The following is a 14,696-nucleotide window of genomic DNA, read 5'->3' on the forward strand; positions in this document are numbered from 1 at the left end:
CCACGGGGCGAGAGAACAGGGGGCCTTACGCTGGCCCGGCGAATCGGGCGGGTCTTTGGACCTGCCCGCGTTTGCGACCGATTGGCCCCCTGTTCTTAGAGGCTCGCCCCGTGGTGGCTGCCTNNCGTCGGCCCCAGCCACAACGCACCAGCCCCAACGGCGGTCGGCTCCCCGGTGAACGATCACGGGTGCACTGGGAGTGCGGGCGGCGGGCGCCCGACGGGACCGGCGGCCACGCCGCAGCCCGGCGGGGCGGCCTGGCCGCCCGGCGCGCCGCAAGGCGCGCCCTTGAGTAAGTGAAGGCAAGTTTCGACAGATCGCCAAGTCTGGGGCTCAGACGGCGCGGAGCTGGCGCGGGCGGTCGGCGGTGATGCGGTAAACGAGCTGGGCGCGGTCGGCGCTGGCGCGGAGCTCTTCGAGGAGAAGGGGACGGTCGTCGTTGCCGAGTGTGACGCGGGCGGTGTGCACGATCGGCGTCGCATCGGGGATGTCCAGCGTGCTGCGCTCGTCGGGCAGCGGCATCCGGGCGCTCACGGTCTCCTGCCAGGTCAGATTGTGCCCAGCGGCGGTGAGAGCGGCATAGATCTGCTCCGGCTCGGTGTCCGGCGCCTCGCCGAGCTGCTCGGCCTCGTCGGCGGCGGTGGCGAACGGGATCAGCACGCGGTGCATGGCTCGGGTACCGGTCTTCGGGTCGGTCAGCAGCCGGTCAACGCCGAAGAGCGCTTCCCCCTCGTCAAGGCCGAGCAGTGGGCCCGTGGTGGCCGTGGTGGTGGTGCGGTAGACGGTCGGGGTCTCGGCCTGCTCCCACGTGTGGTGGCCGGTCTGGAAGGTCTTGCCGGTGCGGGTGATGGTCCGCTCGATCGTGACGGCGGGGGCGGGGATGGCGCGGACGTAGCTGCCCTTGCCGTGGATGACCTCGATCAGGCCTTCCGCGCGGAGTGCGGCGATGGCCTTGCGGACGGTCGGGCGGCTGACCTTGTACCGCTCGATGAGCTGGGTCTCTGAGGGGAGCGGGCTCCCGGGCTTGTACTCACCTGCCGCGATGCCGCTGCGGATCTCGGCGGCAACCTGCTGGTACAGCGCTCCGGGGCGCTGGATTTCTCCCATGGTCAGCCTCTCCTGACGTGAGCTGATGTCACTCGTAAGCATAAGTACTTGCCTCCGGTCGTCAAGGCATGCATAGTTGGCCACTCGTAAGCACGAGTGACATCAGGTGACGTCCTAGGCCTGGTGCCTGAGTGGCCAAGGAGGCCAAGAAACATGCAGTCCATTCCCGTGGACACATCCCGGCTGGGCGTACTGCGGTGCGCGGTCGGGCCCGAACCGAAGATCGCGGATTTCGAAAGCAAGGAGGTCAAGAAGGACCGAGACGGCAACACCATCTACTCAGTTGCTGTGACGGTGCGTCAGGAAGGGCGTCGGGTCTCGGTGATCGAGATCGCCGTTCCCGGCGAACCCAAGGGGGTCGTTGAAGGGGCGGAGGTGCGGGTGACCGGCCTGGAGGCGTTCGCCTGGAACATGGGCGAGCGTCACGGCATCAGCTTCCGGGCGGCGGCCATCACCCCCGTGGCTCCGGCTGGGTCGTCGGCGGCGGTTAAGGGCGGTGGTGCCTGATGGCTTCGCTCATCCTCGCGACCGTTCTGCTGGTGCTGGCCTGGCTGCTGGCGCTGGGCCTGCATCTGCAAGAGCGGCGGCCGGATTGGTTCTGGTACCTCACCGGATACCCCCGTGCCGCGCTGCGGGTGGTCCTCACCTGGCGCAAGGTGGCCCACCTCAACGACCTCACGGTCTCCCACAAGCCCAACCGGCGCCTTCTGGGAGACCTGGCCGTCAGAGGTGAACCGCTGCGCACCAGGGCGCCGCGCTGCTCCTTCCCCCGTCCTACGCCGCACGGGCTGTCGTTGCTGGTGCGGCTGCATGCCGGACAGACCCCGGCGCCCTTCCTCGCTGCGGCGGACGCGTTCGCGCACGCCTGGCGCATGCACGCAGTACGGATCGCCTCCCCTGAACGCGGGGTCGTGCTGATCACCGCGACGGCCAGTGACCCCCTGGAACACCCGGACCGGCCGACGGGGGCTGTGTCGGCGGCGCTGCTGTCGGCGGTCGTCGGTGCTCTGGAGACAGGGCGGGCCTGGGTGATGGACTTCCGGCGGGTGCCGCACTGGCTGATCGTCGGCGCTACGCAGTCGGGAAAGTCCACGCTGCTGGCCCGGCTGGTCACCGAGCTTGCCCCGCAACGTGTCGCCCTGGTCGGCATCGACTGCAAGGGAGGCATGGAACTGGGCCTGTTCGAAAAGCGGCTGACAGCCCTGGCCACCTGCCGCCGAGAAGCCGTAGCCGTGCTGGGTGCGCTGGTCGTTGACATGCAGGACCGCATGTGGGCCTGCCGCCTGGCCGGGGCCCGTTCGATATGGGACCTGCCCGAGGTGGAACGGCCCGTGCCCGTCGTGGTGATCGTGGATGAGCTGGCCGAGCTGTTCTTGACCAACGGGAGCAAGGAGCAGCGGGCCGAGGCCGAGCAGTGCTCGACCTACCTCCTGCGGCTGGCACAGCTCGGCGCGGCCCTCGGGGTGCACCTGGTCGTGGCCGGGCAACGGGTCGGCTCTGACCTTGGGCCCGGCGTGACGGCTCTGCGGGCCCAGTTGGGCGGCCGCATCTGCCACCGCGTCAACGACCCCGGCACGGCAGAGATGGCCCTCGGCGATCTGAACAAGGATGCGGTGGCGGTCGCTCAGTCGATCGGGGAGGCCGAACAGGGCGTCGCGATCACCACGGGCGAGCTGGGCGGTTGGGTCCGGGGGCGGTCGCACCTGATCACGCCGGATGACGCTCGGGCGATGGCTGCCGAATGCGCGAGCGTGACCCCTCGCGTCCACCGTGTGGCGCGCGCTCTGGAAACCCTGGACGACGGGGGTACGACCGCATGAGCGAGAACGCTGCCCTACCGCTGGTGCTGCTGTTCGGCCTCGCCACGGTCCTGCTGGTCCGCTCCCGCGAGGTGCGGTGGTGGGAGGCCGTCTTGATCGGCCTGTTCGGCATGTACCTGGGACAGACACCCGTGCTCTTTACCGCAGACGGCCTCGTGAACTGGCTCTTCTCCGGCTTCGCCCACAACAGCTAGACCACCAGGGAGGCCCCGAGAGATGACCATGCGCCGCGTGCGCTGCCCTGTGTGCAAGGGAGAGCGCTATCGCAGGACCCGCACCGGACATCGGCGGCGCTGCCGCTGCTGCCGAGGCACCGGCACCATCCGCTGACCCCGCCAACCCATCAGGAGTGATCGCTATGGACCCAAGCCACCCAACCCCAGCCATCATCCGTGCCGCTTCGGCGGCCCACCCCGGGAGGTCCCCACCATCACCGCCGAGAACCCCTCGGCTGACAGGCGCGCCGTGCTCGACCGCGCGGCGCGCCTGCGTCAGCTCTCCGAAGTTGACCAAGACCTGATCCGCCTCGTCCAAGACCCCCACTTCGACCGCTGGCTCGGCCAGATCACCGCCACAGGCGGCTGTGCCCACCCGATCCACCTCAGCGGCTCCACCACCACCCGGGATGCGGCGACCGGCGAGATCCTGCACCACTACGACACCCGCAACGAACCCGGCGAACGGCTCCTGATCCGCTGCCGCAACCGCCGCGCAACCGTCTGCGCCCCCTGCTCCCGCATCCACGCCGGAGACACCTTTCACCTCGTGCGGGCCGGACTCGTCGGCGGCAAGACCGTTCCCGCCGATGTCCGCGAGCGGCCCCGGCTCTTCGTCACCCTGACCGCCCCCGGCTTCGGCCCGGTCCACCGCGCCACCCTCGACGGCGCACGCTGCCGACCGCGCCGCAACGCTGGCGCATGCGAGCACGGCCGTCCCGTCGGCTGTCCGGCCGTCCATGACGCGGGTGACCCGCTCGTCGGCCAACCGCTGTGCCCTGGCTGCTACGACTACGCGGCACACGTGTTGTGGCACGGGCACGCGGGGCGCCTGTGGAAGGCGTTCACGGACAACCTGTACAACCATCTCGCTGCCCGCGTCGGCCGGACCCGCAGCGGCCTGCGCCGCACCGTGCGCATCTCCTACGCGAAGGTCGCCGAGTACCAGAAACGCGCGGCCGTCCACGTCCACGCCGTCGTGCGCCTGGACGGCGCTACCGGCCCCAATGATCCGCCTCCGGCCTGGGCAACGGCTGACGTCCTCGCGACCGTGGTCCGCACTGCTGCGGCGGCCGTACGCCTTCGAACCCCCTACAACCCGGCCCTCGGGGAACACGAGCTGCGCTGGGGCACCGAGCTGGACGTCCGGCCGCTGCGTGCCTTCGGCGGACGTGAGAGCCTGGCCGACGATGCGGTGGCGGCCTACGTGGCCAAGTACGTCACCAAGGGAGCGGCCGACACCAGCGCCGGACTCGACCACCGGATCACCGGCCCGCAGGACATCGCGGCGGCCCCTGTGTCGGCACACATGCGCGCCCTGATGGGCTCCTGCTGGCGCCTCGGCGGCCTCCCCGAACTGGAACCGCTGCACCTGCGCGCGTGGGCTCACACCCTCGGCTACCGGGGCCACATCCTCACCAAGTCACGCGCGTACTCGACGACATACACGGCCTTGCGCACCGAACGAGCCGACCACCAACGCAGCGGGGCCCAACTCGCCGACAACACCGACGTGATCACGGACGCCCACTGGCGATACGTCGGCTCCGGCCACACCCCGGGGGCTGCCCTCCTCGCCGCTGGCATCGCAGAAGACCTCTTCCGTAACCGAGAGGTCGCGCGCGAGGAACTGACCGCCAACTCCGGGGGTGCTCTTGGCTCCGGATGATCTTCGGCATCGTGTTGCCGCTTCTCGCGCCCGGCAGGGCCTTCCTCCGGTCATCGAGGATCTTGCCGTGATCGAACGCGCGGTGCGGGTCTTCGCCCTCGTGCGGGCCGATCCCCACACCGCGCACCACCACCGTGTCAGGCGATCCAGTCGATGACGAAGCGGTCCGGGTCCCACCTCTTGCGAGGATTCGCGGGTACGACGTGAATGGCTCGGACCGCTGCCGTGATCACCGCGCGCCGCTGGGAGTCGTTCATCTCTTCCCAGCGGCTCTGCATGTCCTCGTAGCTGCCGACGAACCCCAGAAGGACGGCCTTGCGCGATACCTTGGCGAGCTTGTTTCGATTGCGCTCCAGCCGTTCCTGGATCGGTGCACGAGCCACCATCCATTCCTTACGGCTGATCATCCGGTTGCCGTAGTCCTCCGCCAGCCCCTCTAGCTCTTCCTCATCGGCTCGGATCTGCTCGTACAGCTCGTTGCCGCCGTCGTCCGGCTCACGAAGGCGCTGCATGAAGACAGGCGACTCGAACGCCGCGAGCACCATGTCACGGATGTGATCGTCCGTCTTCTCAGCGTTCGTAGCCGTGCCACCACACGCACCGGTCCCCGGCACGTTGGGGCACACGTAGCGGGGGACACCGGATCGGGGGCGGCCGACCATCCCCCAGCCACAGGTCTTGTCGGGTTCCCCGGTCGGCTTGCCGCATCGGAGGATGCCGGACAGCAGGTAGCTGCGGCTGCCGCCGCTGTTGGCCAGGCGCCGGTTGGGATCGCTCAGCAGCGCTCGTAGCCGGTCGGAGTCCTCGTGACTGATGATGCCGGGCCACATCGCGTCGCTCACGATCTCCCCCAGTAGTGGGCGGGTCCCCTTCCATGAGCTGCGCGGGGTGTGCTCCCGGCGTCCGCTGACCCTGGCGGACGCAAGCATGCGGCGGAGTCCGCTCGGCTTCCACGGGATGCCCGCCGCTGTGACGAACCCCCGGTCCTTCCAGTCACGGCAGATGCTCGCCAGACTCTCACCGGCAAGGACGCGGCGTGCCCCCTCCCGGATGATCTCGGCTTCGCTCTCCCGGACCGTGATCCGGTCGTCCTCATACCCGAACGGACGTTTGCCGCCCCCAGCGATCTTCCCCGCCTCGGCCGCCTGGCGCCGCTGCCGCTGCTGCCGCTCGGCCTTGTGCTCCGCCTCGTGGCGTGCGGCGGCACCGAGCATGCGGGCGATCATGCGGCCGGTCGGGGTGGCAAGGTCGATTTCACCGCTGACGGTCGCCAGCTCCAACCCGTGTCGGTCCGCGATGTCGATCACGTCTTCCAGCTCGCGCGGTGACCGGGTAAGACGGTCTACGTGCCAGCACGCCACCGCGTCGACGAGACCCTGATTGATGTCATCTATGAGCTCCTGCCAGGCAGGCCGGGGCGCTCCCGAGTAGGCGCTGACGTCGTTGTCCGAATAGACATCGATGACCTCCCACCCCTTTCGGGCGCAAAGGGCCCGGCAGTCCTCCTCTTGTCGCGCGATGCCCAACCCGGCACCACCACGGTCCTGACTGATCCGAACGTAGATCGCTGCTCGTGTCGCCATGGGTCACATTGGTACAGCCTCGTAGGCACGGGGGTCTCCTGCCCGATCGGTGTTGCCCCTGCGCAAGGCTGATCAAGTAGCAGTTGGCCCGGCATCCGGGTGAGCATCCAGGTGATGCCAGGCGTGATGGCACCCGTCGGCACAGAGACGAGCCCGTCGGCGGGTGTCAGCGATTGCCAGCGGGGGTCTCAGTCGCTATGGGCGACCGGGTCGGGATCGGCGTCGAGCGCATCGAGCACTGCGTCGCCGTTCGCCCTCGCCCACTCGGTCAGCATGTGGATCGGATCGATCAGCGTCGCTCCGAGCGGGGTGAGCTCGTACTCGACGCGGGGCGGCACCTCGGCGTAGGCGTGGCGGCGGATGAGTCCGTGCGCCTCGAGCCGTCGGAGCGTCTGGGTGAGCATCTTGCGGGAGATGCCGCCGATCAGCTCGATCAGCTCGCCATGGCGCACGGGGCCCTCGCTGAGGCCGTAGAGCACGACCACTGTCCACTTGTCGGCGATGAGCTCGACCGCCAGACGCGCCGGACAGTCGGCGAGAAAGGGATCGCCGGGACCGAAACCGCTCATGGCGCCAAAGGTACCTGCGCCAAAGGTACCTGCTGGTTCCTATCGGAAACCTAGCCTGGGTTCTCTCCCCCTCCAAAGCCAGGAGAGTCATGCGAGTCATCACCCAGCAGACGCTCGGCGGTCCCGAGGTGCTCACCATCGTGGACGTGCCCGAGCCCCAGCCCCTCCCGTCCGAGGTTCTCGTCCGCGTCAAGGCGATCGGGCTGAACCCGCTGGAGGCGCGCCTGCGCGCCGGCGAGTTCCCGCTGATCGGCCAGCCGCCGTTCATCCTCGGCTGGGACATCAGCGGCGTGGTCGAGGACGCGCCGGGGACGTGGCGGTTCAGGCCCGGCGACGAGGTGTTCGGGATGCCGCTGTTCCCGCGGGCGGCGAGCGCGTACGCCGAGGTCGTGTCGGCGCCGGCGTTGCACCTGGCACGCAAGCCGGCGTCGCTCTCGCACGTCGAGGCGTCGGCGCTGCCGGTCGTCGGGCTGACGGCGTGGCAGGGCCTCGTCGACCTCGGCGGCGTGACCGAGGGCGACCGCGTCCTGGTCCACGGCGGTGGTGGCGGGGTCGGCCACGTCGCGATCCAGATCGCGAAGGCGCTCGGTGCGCACGTGATCGCGACCGCCGGCGGGAGCAAGCGGAAGTTCATCGAGGGGTTCGGCGCCGACGAGGTGATCGACTACACGGCGGTCGACTTCACCGAGGCGGTCCGCGACATCGACGTCGTGCTCGACACGATCGGCGGCGACACCGTCGAGCGGTCGCTCGAAGTGCTCCGCCCAGGCGGTCACCTGGTGACGGCGGTCGCCGAGGAGGATTCGGAGCTCGCCGCCAAGTACGAGGCGGCCGGCATGCGCTTCAGCGGCATCGCGGTCGACCCCGATCCGGTCGCCCTGCGAGGTCTCGTCGAACTCGTCGAACAGGGCAGGCTCCGGGTCCACGTGCAGGAGACGTTCCCGTTCGAGCGCGTCGCCGACGCGCACCGGCTGCTCGACGGCGGTCACCTCCAGGGCAAGCTCGTCCTCACCGTCTAGGCCCGCCCCCCTTCATCGGCCGGTTCCGTGCTGTCGAAGTAGCTCACCAGCGTCTGTTCCGGCTGTTCGGCGAGGTGGGAGGCGGTGTACACGTACTCGGCCACGTCGCCTCCCAGGTTCCGTAGCTGTTTGCGCCCACCGTGCCCCTCAAGCCTTGGGCGACGCATCGCTCACCATGAGGGCGACCGGCCGACGCGGACGCGGCCGGGGGCGCGGTCGACGCGGATAGCCCTCTGACCGGCCCCCGTACCCGCACAGTCGAGTTGCACCGCGACCCTTCCCACGGAACACAGAGGACTGTCACCATCATCCTTTTCGCGCTCGGCGCGGTGGGCGCGGTGACGCTCCCGGACAAACCGCTGTACGCGCGGATCCTGGTGCTGCCGTTCGCCGTCGTCGGAGGGCTGTTCACGGCGTATTCCGCCATCAACGGCAAGGTGGCGCTGCGCGTCGACGAGACGGGTGTGCTGTTCGGCGGGAATCCTGCCCTCCGCCGGTCGGGCGCGGTCCACGTGCCCCGGCAGGACATCACAGCCGTCGTTCTCTGGCGACAGCATTCGGCCGCCTCGATCCCGTACATCGGATTGGCCAGGCACGAAGGCGCACCGGCGGTGCCCGGAGGTATCCGGGGGCCGGCCGGCCGCGTCACGATGCGCGCCCTGGCGCCGCACCTTCCCGCCGACGTCGACATCTTCCGGCCGGAGAGCGGCTGGCGCCTCGGCAGGGAGCGGCTGGGCGCCGCGGTCACCCGCTTCGCTCCGGGGGTTGCGGTGGTGGACATCGGGTAGCCCGCACACACCACCGCACTCTTTGAACGATCTGTTTACAACAATCAGTTGACATCAGATCGTGCTCCGCCCATCCTGATCTCATGTCGTCAACTCCCGATCAGCACCCCGATCCCTTCACACCCCCGTCGCCGGACCAGGCACGAGCCCACCGCGTCTACGCGTCTCTCATGCGCATCGCCGAGCGGCACGCCGCCACCGACGAGCAGCGCCGGCGGCAGGCACACGCTTCGCTCATCGGGCCGCACGAGGCCGTCAGGCTGGTGTCGTTCCTGCTCAGTGGGGCCGCTCAGCCGGTTGATGGGGAGGCGGAGGTGGATCAGGCCGATATCACTGCCGCGTTGAGCCTCGTCCCGCTGGTGCGCGGGGAGATGGACGAGCTGGAGGTCGGGCTGCTCCAGATGGCGCGGGGCCGCGGTATGACGTGGCAGGAGGTGGCCTTCGGGCTCGGGCTCGGGACTCCGCAGGCCGCCCGGCAGCGTTACGAGCGGCTGGCCAGTCGTGCCGCGGCCGACACGGAAGGTTCGGCGTAGCTCAGGGTCTTAGGGCCGGGTGGCGACCAGGAGCTCTACCACGTACGTCTCCTCCACCATCCCCTCGGGGAAGATCTCGCCTATCCGGGTGCGCTCCTCGGTGAGGAAGGCGTGGGTGCCGGCCTCGCCGAGGACGAGGAACGCCGAGTGGCTGCCGATGTTGGCGAGATGGGTGTCGAGCGGGACGGTGCGGCTCCAGCGCAGCTGGCGGCGTGCGACGTTGAGACCTGCCAGGCCCGCCAGTTGGATGGCGAGGTCGTCGTGGGGGCGTTCCCTGGAGGGGGACTTCACTCCGCAGTGGTGGGCGACGCGCTCGTCCTGTGCGGCGATCCACGGCACGTCGAGGGCGCTGGTGTTCCACCAGAGCGCGAGCGCGCCGCCCGGGCGCAGGACGCGCAGCGCCTCGGGGACGGAACGGGTGGTGTCGGTCCAGTGCCAGGACTGGGCGTAGGTGATGAGGTCGTGGGACGCGTCGGCGAGGGGCAGGGCGTTGCCGTCGCCGCGGACGATGGGCGCGTCGGGCAGCGTACGGCGGAACTGGGCCGCCATACCGTCGCCGGGCTCGACCGCGGTCACGTCGGCGCCGCGCTCGCGCAGCAGGGCCGTGGCGATTCCGGTGCCCGCGCCGACGTCGGCGACGCGGGCGCCGGCGAGGGGGCGGTCCATGATCTGCTCGACGGCGTCCAGGAGGGCGGGCGGGTAGGAGGGGCGGTTCGCGGCGTACTGGGCGGCGGCCTCGTTGAACGAATGGGCGCGCGAGGTGGTGGTCATCCCGCCATCCTCCTCCCCCGCTCCTCCACTCCTCGCGCGGCCTCAGCTCACGCTCAGCTCACAGCCGCGCTCTGCGCCCGGGTCAGGGCGACGTCGAGGACGACCAGCAGCGCGTCCCGGACCGAGCCCGTCTCCCGGGCGTCGAAGACGACCAGCGGTACGTGTTCGGAGATGTCCAGCGCCCACCGCACCTCGTCGAGGTCGTGCTGCACCTCCCCGTCGAAGGCGTTCACGGCGACGGCGAAGGGGACGTCCTTGTGCTCGAAGTAGTCCACCGCCGCGTAACAGTCGTCCAGGCGGCGGGTGTCCACGATCACCAGGCCGCCGAGGGCGCCCTCGACCACGTCGTCCCACATGAAGCCGAACCGGTCCTGGCCCGGCGTGCCGAACAGATACAGCTTGAGCGTCGGGTCGATGGTGATGCAGCCGAAGTCCATCGCGACCGTGGTGGTGGTCTTGCCGGGGGTGTGCGTGAGATCGTCCACCCCCGCCGCGACCTCCGTGATCGCGGCCTCGGTGGTCAGCGGGCGGATCTCGGAGATCGCGCCCACCGCTGTGGTCTTGCCGACCCCGAAGCCGCCGGCGATGACCAGCTTGACCGGCAGCGGCGGCTGGCCGGCCGACGGCGGTTCAGCTGCTGTCGCGGAGTGTGCCCCGGGAGTCGGGGACGGCACGGAGACCATCGATAACCCTTCGCAGTACGGAGATGTCCTGGGTCGCCTTGGCGTTCGGCACATGGACCGCCAGATGTCCGGCGGTGCACAGGTCTCCCGCCAGCACCCGGACCACGTTGAGGTGCAGTCGCAGCTGGGCGGCGAGCTCCGCCACCGACTGCGGGCGCCGGCAGGCGGCGACGAGGTCGTGGTGTTCGAAGGCGAGCGAGTCCAGGGCGGAGAGCCCGGTCGGGGTCGCCACCACCTGGGACTCGACCGGGAGCGACGGCGCGGCGCCGCTCCCCGACACCCGGCCGGCGGTCAGCAGGAACGGCCGGACCGCGGAGGCGCGGCCGGCCGGCTCCGGCGCGTCCCAGGCGCTGCCCGCCCTGCCCGCGCTGCCCGCGCTGCCCGCGCTGCCCGCTGCCTCGTGCGGTACTGGTTCACCGGCGGCCATCACGATCCCCTTCTGAATGCCTGTGCCCTGTGTCCCTGTGTGGTGGGACGGGTCAGCCGGCCGGGGTGGCGCCGGCGTTCTTCTTCAGCTCCAGCACCAGCTGGGGAGTGAGCGCGGCTCCGGCCCGGTTGGCGAACAGGGTCATCTCATAGGCGATATTGCCCAGCTTCGCCTCCTTCGAGGCCACTACGCCGAGAACGGCCCCGCTGCCGATGGCCGACACCAGTACGTGGCCGCCCTCCAGGTCGATGATGACCTTGTTGAGGCCGCCGAGGCCGTAGTTGCCGGAGGCGCCCGCGGCGAGGCTGGTGATGCCGGACACGATCGCGGCAAGCCGCTCCGAGTCGGCCTGCTCGCGCAGTTGGGAGACGGCGATCAGCAGGCCGTCGGAGGACACCGCGATGGCGTCCACCACTCCGGCGGTCTCGCTCGCGAACCGGTCCAGCAGCCAGGTGAAGTCGGCCGCGGCGGCGCGCAGATCGGTGGGTTCCGCCCGCTCCTCGGAACTGCCGTTATCTGTCGGCGTTGTCACTGCCCGACTCCTTCCGGGATCTCTGTGATGGGGACGGTGCCGGTGCCGGCTCCGTCGGGGCGGCGGCGCTGTCCTGCTGGGCCCTGCGTACGGCGGCCTCGAACTCGTCGAGTTCGCTGCGGACCGCCTCGGCGTCGACGGGCCCGCGCACGGCCGGGATGCCCCGGTCGGCGGGCGCCGTGGTCGTGGCGAGGGTCGCTCCCCGTACCCGCTTGCGCAGCGGGCGGGAGGACGGTGCGTCGATGGACGACGCGTCGGTTGTCTGTGCGTCGGCGGCCGGCCGGTCCGTCCCCTTGCGGTTCGGGATGCGCCGGGGCAGCCCGCCCGGCTGCGCCGGCGCGGCGGTGGCGGGGGTCCGTACGGGCAGCGGCGTGGGCGCGGCGGATTCCCGCTCGGGCTGCGTCAGGGGGTCCGGCCTGGCCGGGAGTTCCCAGACGGTTCCGGTCGTGGCCGGGTCCGTAGCCGCATCCGTAGCCGCATCCGTAGCCGTCGCCGCGTCCATGGCCGGCGTCAGGTCCAGCGGGCTCACGGTCAGCATCAGCGCGGCCGGGATCCAGACGGAGCCGGTGACCCCGCCCCCGGGCGTACGGCTCAGGGAGACCCGGATGCCCCAGCGCCGGGCGAGGCTGCCGACCACGAAGAGGCCGAGCACCTTGCTCGGTACGAGGTCCAGCCGCTCGCGGCGGACGAGTCGCGCGTTCTCCTCGTCGAGGCGTTCCGCACTCATCCCCAGACCGTGGTCGATGACCTCGATCAGCGCCCCGCCGTCCGAGCTGACATCGCTGCCGGGCCGGACGACCACCTCGACGGGCGTATGGGAGGGCGAGAAGGAGACCGCGTTCTCCAGCAGTTCGGCGAGCATCAGCGTCAGGTCGGCGATGATGTCGGGCGCGACGGTGATCTCCGTCTCGGACCGCAGGGCCACCCGCTGGAACCCCTCGATCCGGCCGAGGCCCGCCCGGATGACGTTGGCCAGGGTGATCGGCCGGGCATCCACATCCGTCTCCCGGATGCCGGCGAGCAGCATCAGGCTGTCGGCGTTGCGCTGGAGGCGTACGGCGATGTGGTCGATGCGGTAGAGCCGTTCCAGGACCTCGGGGTCGGTCTCCTCGCGTTCGACGGCGTCGATCAGCATGAGCTGGCGCGAGGTCAGGTTGGAGACGCGCCGCCCGACGTTGCCGAACATCTCGGCGACGTTCTGGCGGCTGAGCACCTGCCGCTCCAGCAGCGCCGCGGCGGTGATCTGCACCTGGTTGAAGGCCTCGGCCAGGTCGCCGATCTCGTCGCGGACCGGGACCGGGATCGGCTGCGGGCTCAGCGGGGTGCGCTCCACCGAGTCGTCGTCGTCCTCGACCCTGGCGAGTTCCTGGCCCGCCACGTCGACCACCTGGTGCGCGGCGCCGGTCAGGGCCGCCAGGGGGCGTACGACCGAGCGGCGGACCAGAACGGAGAACGTCAGCCAGACGGCGAAGCCGAGCAGGGCGAGCGCGAGCATGACCAGCGCCTTGTCCAGGGCGCTCTTGGAGAGGCTGTCGGCCCGGTCGGCGATCTGTCCGATGAGCGACTGGGTGATGTCGAGGCGGGATTCGGCCTGGTCGGTTCCGGCGGCCATCGCCTTGCGCAGCTGCTGCGCCGTCTGGCCCTGCAGGGAGCTCGGGTCGATCTGGAGCTCCGCGAACTGGTCCGAGATGCCGTTCTGCTCGGCTGCGCGCTCGATGCCGCTGAGGGCCAGGACCTGTTCCCGGGTGGCGATCCTGCTGAACCGTTCCACCTGGTAGTCGTAGACCGCGTGGGCGCTGACCGCGTGGCTGTACTCGGTGAGGGCGTTGGCGTCCTGGGTCTGTGCGGAGAACACCCCGCTCTCGAAGGCCGCGTGGGCGGCGTCGGCGCGCAGCACCGCGTCGAGCAGCCGGATGATCGAGGACGACGAGGTGTCGGAGGAGGTGTCGAGCCCGACGCCGTCGATCAGGTACTCGACGGCGGCCGAGTACGCCGGGCTGATGCCGGCGGCCGAGACCGAGCCCCGTTCGACCTTGTCGCGCAGTACGGCCAGGCCCCGGACGTACTCGAGCGCCTGTGCCTCCTCCTTCGGCAGGCCCTGCTCGGCGAAGGCCGAACGCACGGCGGCTGCCTGGTCTTCGGTCTTGCGCTGCGCCTTGCGGTAGGCGTTGGTCGAGGGCAGGGCGGTGCCGGGCCGGAGGGCGTCGTGCTGTACGGACAGCAGCAGCGCCTGGCGGTGTTCGGCCTGGAGGTCGTTGATCAGCTCCGCGACCTGTGTGCTGTCGCGCACCAGGTCGGCGGTCCGGGAGGCGTCCTGGGCCTGGTTCACCTCGCTGGTGACGCCGACGGCCAGCAGCACGCCGACGACCGCGACGGGCACGGCCACCAGGACATTGAGTTTGCGCCGGAACGGCCATCGGTCGAGAAGCGCCGCCGCCCTCCGGCGGGTCCGCGGCGTCAGCGGCGCACTGTCGGACGAGTCGGGATCGGGACTGGGTTCGGGACCGGCTTCGGGCTTGGGTCCGAGCGATGGGTCCACCGTGTCCACAGACACCCCGGGCCTCCTTTCATGTGCTTCTGAGCGGTGACCGAGGTGTTGTTGGTGCCGACCGCCGACGACCGGGGGAGCATGACGCTCTCAACCACCTCGCCCGCGCGCGCGACGCCTCACGCCCGCGTGCGAGCGATGGAATCGCGCCACAGTCCGACCGGCGGTGAACACTACCGTTTGCACGCAACCACGCAAGGCATAGGCGATTAAGACCAGGAAACATGCACTTTCTGCGGCATTTGCCCATCGAAATGGCGGCCTTGAGGACACTTTGAGTGACCTTCACCGGACACCCCACCGTCCGACCGGACCGCTGCCCCGTACGCTGTGTCTCCGCCAACCGCCCGTACCTTCCCCGCCCCGAAGTCGTAGCCCTCTTGCCTCGCGAGGAGACCCGTGCACCCCACCCGCAAGGCGGTCGCGACCGCC

16 protein-coding genes are annotated in these 14,696 nt (G+C 70.3%); 7 read left to right on the top strand and 9 right to left on the bottom strand.

What is annotated here, in order from left to right:
• Nucleotides 1-333: 333 nt before the first annotated feature.
• Nucleotides 334-1,107, bottom strand: a complete 774-nt coding sequence (locus CCN51_RS41135; protein ID WP_014176879.1) for a GntR family transcriptional regulator — start codon at nt 1,105-1,107, stop codon at nt 334-336.
• A 153-nt stretch (nt 1,108-1,260) separates the two neighbouring features.
• On the opposite strand from CCN51_RS41135, the gene CCN51_RS41140 reads away from it, so the two are divergent.
• The 4 genes from CCN51_RS41140 to CCN51_RS41155 all read left to right on the top strand — a co-directional run bounded on the left by CCN51_RS41140 (nt 1,261) and on the right by CCN51_RS41155 (nt 4,811).
• Nucleotides 1,261-1,614: an SCO3933 family regulatory protein gene (locus tag CCN51_RS41140; RefSeq protein ID WP_014176880.1), complete on the top strand. Its 354-nt coding sequence runs from the start codon at nt 1,261-1,263 to the stop codon at nt 1,612-1,614.
• Nucleotides 1,614-2,927 carry an FtsK/SpoIIIE domain-containing protein gene (locus tag CCN51_RS41145; RefSeq protein WP_014176881.1) on the top strand — a complete coding sequence of 438 codons (1,314 nt, stop codon included), beginning with the start codon at nt 1,614-1,616 and terminating at the stop codon, nt 2,925-2,927. Before CCN51_RS41140 ends, CCN51_RS41145 begins: the two co-directional genes overlap by 1 nt.
• Entirely contained in the window at nt 2,924-3,121 is a 198-nt protein-coding gene (locus tag CCN51_RS41150; protein WP_043486934.1) for a hypothetical protein, read from the top strand. Before CCN51_RS41145 ends, CCN51_RS41150 begins: the two co-directional genes overlap by 4 nt.
• A gap of 271 nt (nt 3,122-3,392) precedes the next feature.
• Nucleotides 3,393-4,811, top strand: a complete 1,419-nt coding sequence (locus CCN51_RS41155; RefSeq protein WP_014176883.1) for a replication initiator — start codon at nt 3,393-3,395, stop codon at nt 4,809-4,811.
• Between the two features lie 137 nt (nt 4,812-4,948).
• On the opposite strand, the gene CCN51_RS41160 is transcribed toward CCN51_RS41155, so the two are convergent.
• The 3 genes from CCN51_RS41160 to CCN51_RS41165 form a co-directional block, all read right to left on the bottom strand.
• A complete protein-coding gene (locus CCN51_RS41160) occupies nt 4,949-6,394 on the bottom strand; it encodes a recombinase family protein (protein WP_043486937.1) in 1,446 nt (481 codons plus the stop codon).
• Between the two features lie 72 nt (nt 6,395-6,466).
• Complete coding sequence (locus CCN51_RS60325) at nt 6,467-6,586, bottom strand: DUF5958 family protein (protein WP_405385162.1); 120 nt, start codon at nt 6,584-6,586, stop codon at nt 6,467-6,469.
• Nucleotides 6,583-6,963, bottom strand: a complete 381-nt coding sequence (locus tag CCN51_RS41165; protein WP_014176885.1) for a winged helix-turn-helix transcriptional regulator — start codon at nt 6,961-6,963, stop codon at nt 6,583-6,585. Before CCN51_RS41165 ends, CCN51_RS60325 begins: the two co-directional genes overlap by 4 nt.
• A gap of 89 nt (nt 6,964-7,052) precedes the next feature.
• Between CCN51_RS41165 and CCN51_RS41170 the strand changes: the two genes are divergently transcribed.
• From CCN51_RS41170 to CCN51_RS41180, 3 genes are all read left to right on the top strand, one after another.
• A complete protein-coding gene (locus tag CCN51_RS41170; protein WP_014176886.1) occupies nt 7,053-7,982 on the top strand; it encodes an NADP-dependent oxidoreductase in 930 nt (309 codons plus the stop codon).
• A 338-nt stretch (nt 7,983-8,320) separates the two neighbouring features.
• Entirely contained in the window at nt 8,321-8,770 is a 450-nt protein-coding gene (locus CCN51_RS41175; protein WP_143676053.1) for a hypothetical protein, read from the top strand.
• Between the two features lie 83 nt (nt 8,771-8,853).
• Complete coding sequence (locus CCN51_RS41180) at nt 8,854-9,303, top strand: hypothetical protein (protein ID WP_043486941.1); 450 nt, start codon at nt 8,854-8,856, stop codon at nt 9,301-9,303.
• 9 nt (nt 9,304-9,312) lie between these two features.
• Here the strand turns inward: CCN51_RS41180 and CCN51_RS41185 are convergent, their stop codons facing one another.
• The 5 genes from CCN51_RS41185 to CCN51_RS41205 are packed head-to-tail and all read right to left on the bottom strand — an operon-like array spanning nt 9,313 to nt 14,264.
• Nucleotides 9,313-10,074: a class I SAM-dependent methyltransferase gene (locus CCN51_RS41185; protein ID WP_014176890.1), complete on the bottom strand. Its 762-nt coding sequence runs from the start codon at nt 10,072-10,074 to the stop codon at nt 9,313-9,315.
• Nucleotides 10,075-10,127: 53 nt separating this feature from the next.
• Nucleotides 10,128-10,757, bottom strand: coding sequence for a GTP-binding protein (locus CCN51_RS41190; protein WP_014176891.1), 630 nt, complete (start codon nt 10,755-10,757; stop codon nt 10,128-10,130).
• On the bottom strand, nt 10,705-11,184 hold the full coding sequence (locus CCN51_RS41195; RefSeq protein ID WP_014176892.1) for a DUF742 domain-containing protein: 480 nt from the start codon (nt 11,182-11,184) through the stop codon (nt 10,705-10,707). The genes CCN51_RS41190 and CCN51_RS41195 overlap by 53 nt, the downstream gene beginning before the upstream one ends.
• Nucleotides 11,185-11,236: 52 nt before the next feature.
• Nucleotides 11,237-11,716, bottom strand: coding sequence for a roadblock/LC7 domain-containing protein (locus CCN51_RS41200; RefSeq protein WP_014176893.1), 480 nt, complete (start codon nt 11,714-11,716; stop codon nt 11,237-11,239).
• Complete coding sequence (locus CCN51_RS41205) at nt 11,697-14,264, bottom strand: sensor histidine kinase (protein WP_014176894.1); 2,568 nt, start codon at nt 14,262-14,264, stop codon at nt 11,697-11,699. Before CCN51_RS41205 ends, CCN51_RS41200 begins: the two co-directional genes overlap by 20 nt.
• Nucleotides 14,265-14,696 lie beyond the last annotated feature (432 nt).

Origin of the sequence: Streptomyces milbemycinicus, assembly GCF_002154605.1 — a bacterium.
In the GTDB taxonomy this organism is placed as follows: Bacteria; Actinomycetota; Actinomycetes; order Streptomycetales; family Streptomycetaceae; genus Streptomyces; species Streptomyces milbemycinicus.

Bases quoted from the DNA above. Each gene is read 5' to 3' on its own strand.
- CCN51_RS41135 (WP_014176879.1), bottom strand. From the start codon at position 1,107: ATGGGAGAAATCCAGCGCCCCGGAGCGCTGTACCAGCAGGTTGCCGCC.
- CCN51_RS41165 (WP_014176885.1), bottom strand. From the start codon at position 6,963: ATGAGCGGTTTCGGTCCCGGCGATCCCTTTCTCGCCGACTGTCCGGCG.
- CCN51_RS41195 (WP_014176892.1), bottom strand. From the start codon at position 11,184: ATGGCCGCCGGTGAACCAGTACCGCACGAGGCAGCGGGCAGCGCGGGC.
- CCN51_RS41190 (WP_014176891.1), bottom strand. From the start codon at position 10,757: ATGGTCTCCGTGCCGTCCCCGACTCCCGGGGCACACTCCGCGACAGCA.
- CCN51_RS41145 (WP_014176881.1), top strand. From the start codon at position 1,614: ATGGCTTCGCTCATCCTCGCGACCGTTCTGCTGGTGCTGGCCTGGCTG.
- CCN51_RS41140 (WP_014176880.1), top strand. From the start codon at position 1,261: ATGCAGTCCATTCCCGTGGACACATCCCGGCTGGGCGTACTGCGGTGC.
- CCN51_RS41185 (WP_014176890.1), bottom strand. From the start codon at position 10,074: ATGACCACCACCTCGCGCGCCCATTCGTTCAACGAGGCCGCCGCCCAG.
- CCN51_RS41160 (WP_043486937.1), bottom strand. From the start codon at position 6,394: ATGGCGACACGAGCAGCGATCTACGTTCGGATCAGTCAGGACCGTGGT.
- CCN51_RS41180 (WP_043486941.1), top strand. From the start codon at position 8,854: ATGTCGTCAACTCCCGATCAGCACCCCGATCCCTTCACACCCCCGTCG.
- CCN51_RS41170 (WP_014176886.1), top strand. From the start codon at position 7,053: ATGCGAGTCATCACCCAGCAGACGCTCGGCGGTCCCGAGGTGCTCACC.
- CCN51_RS41150 (WP_043486934.1), top strand. From the start codon at position 2,924: ATGAGCGAGAACGCTGCCCTACCGCTGGTGCTGCTGTTCGGCCTCGCC.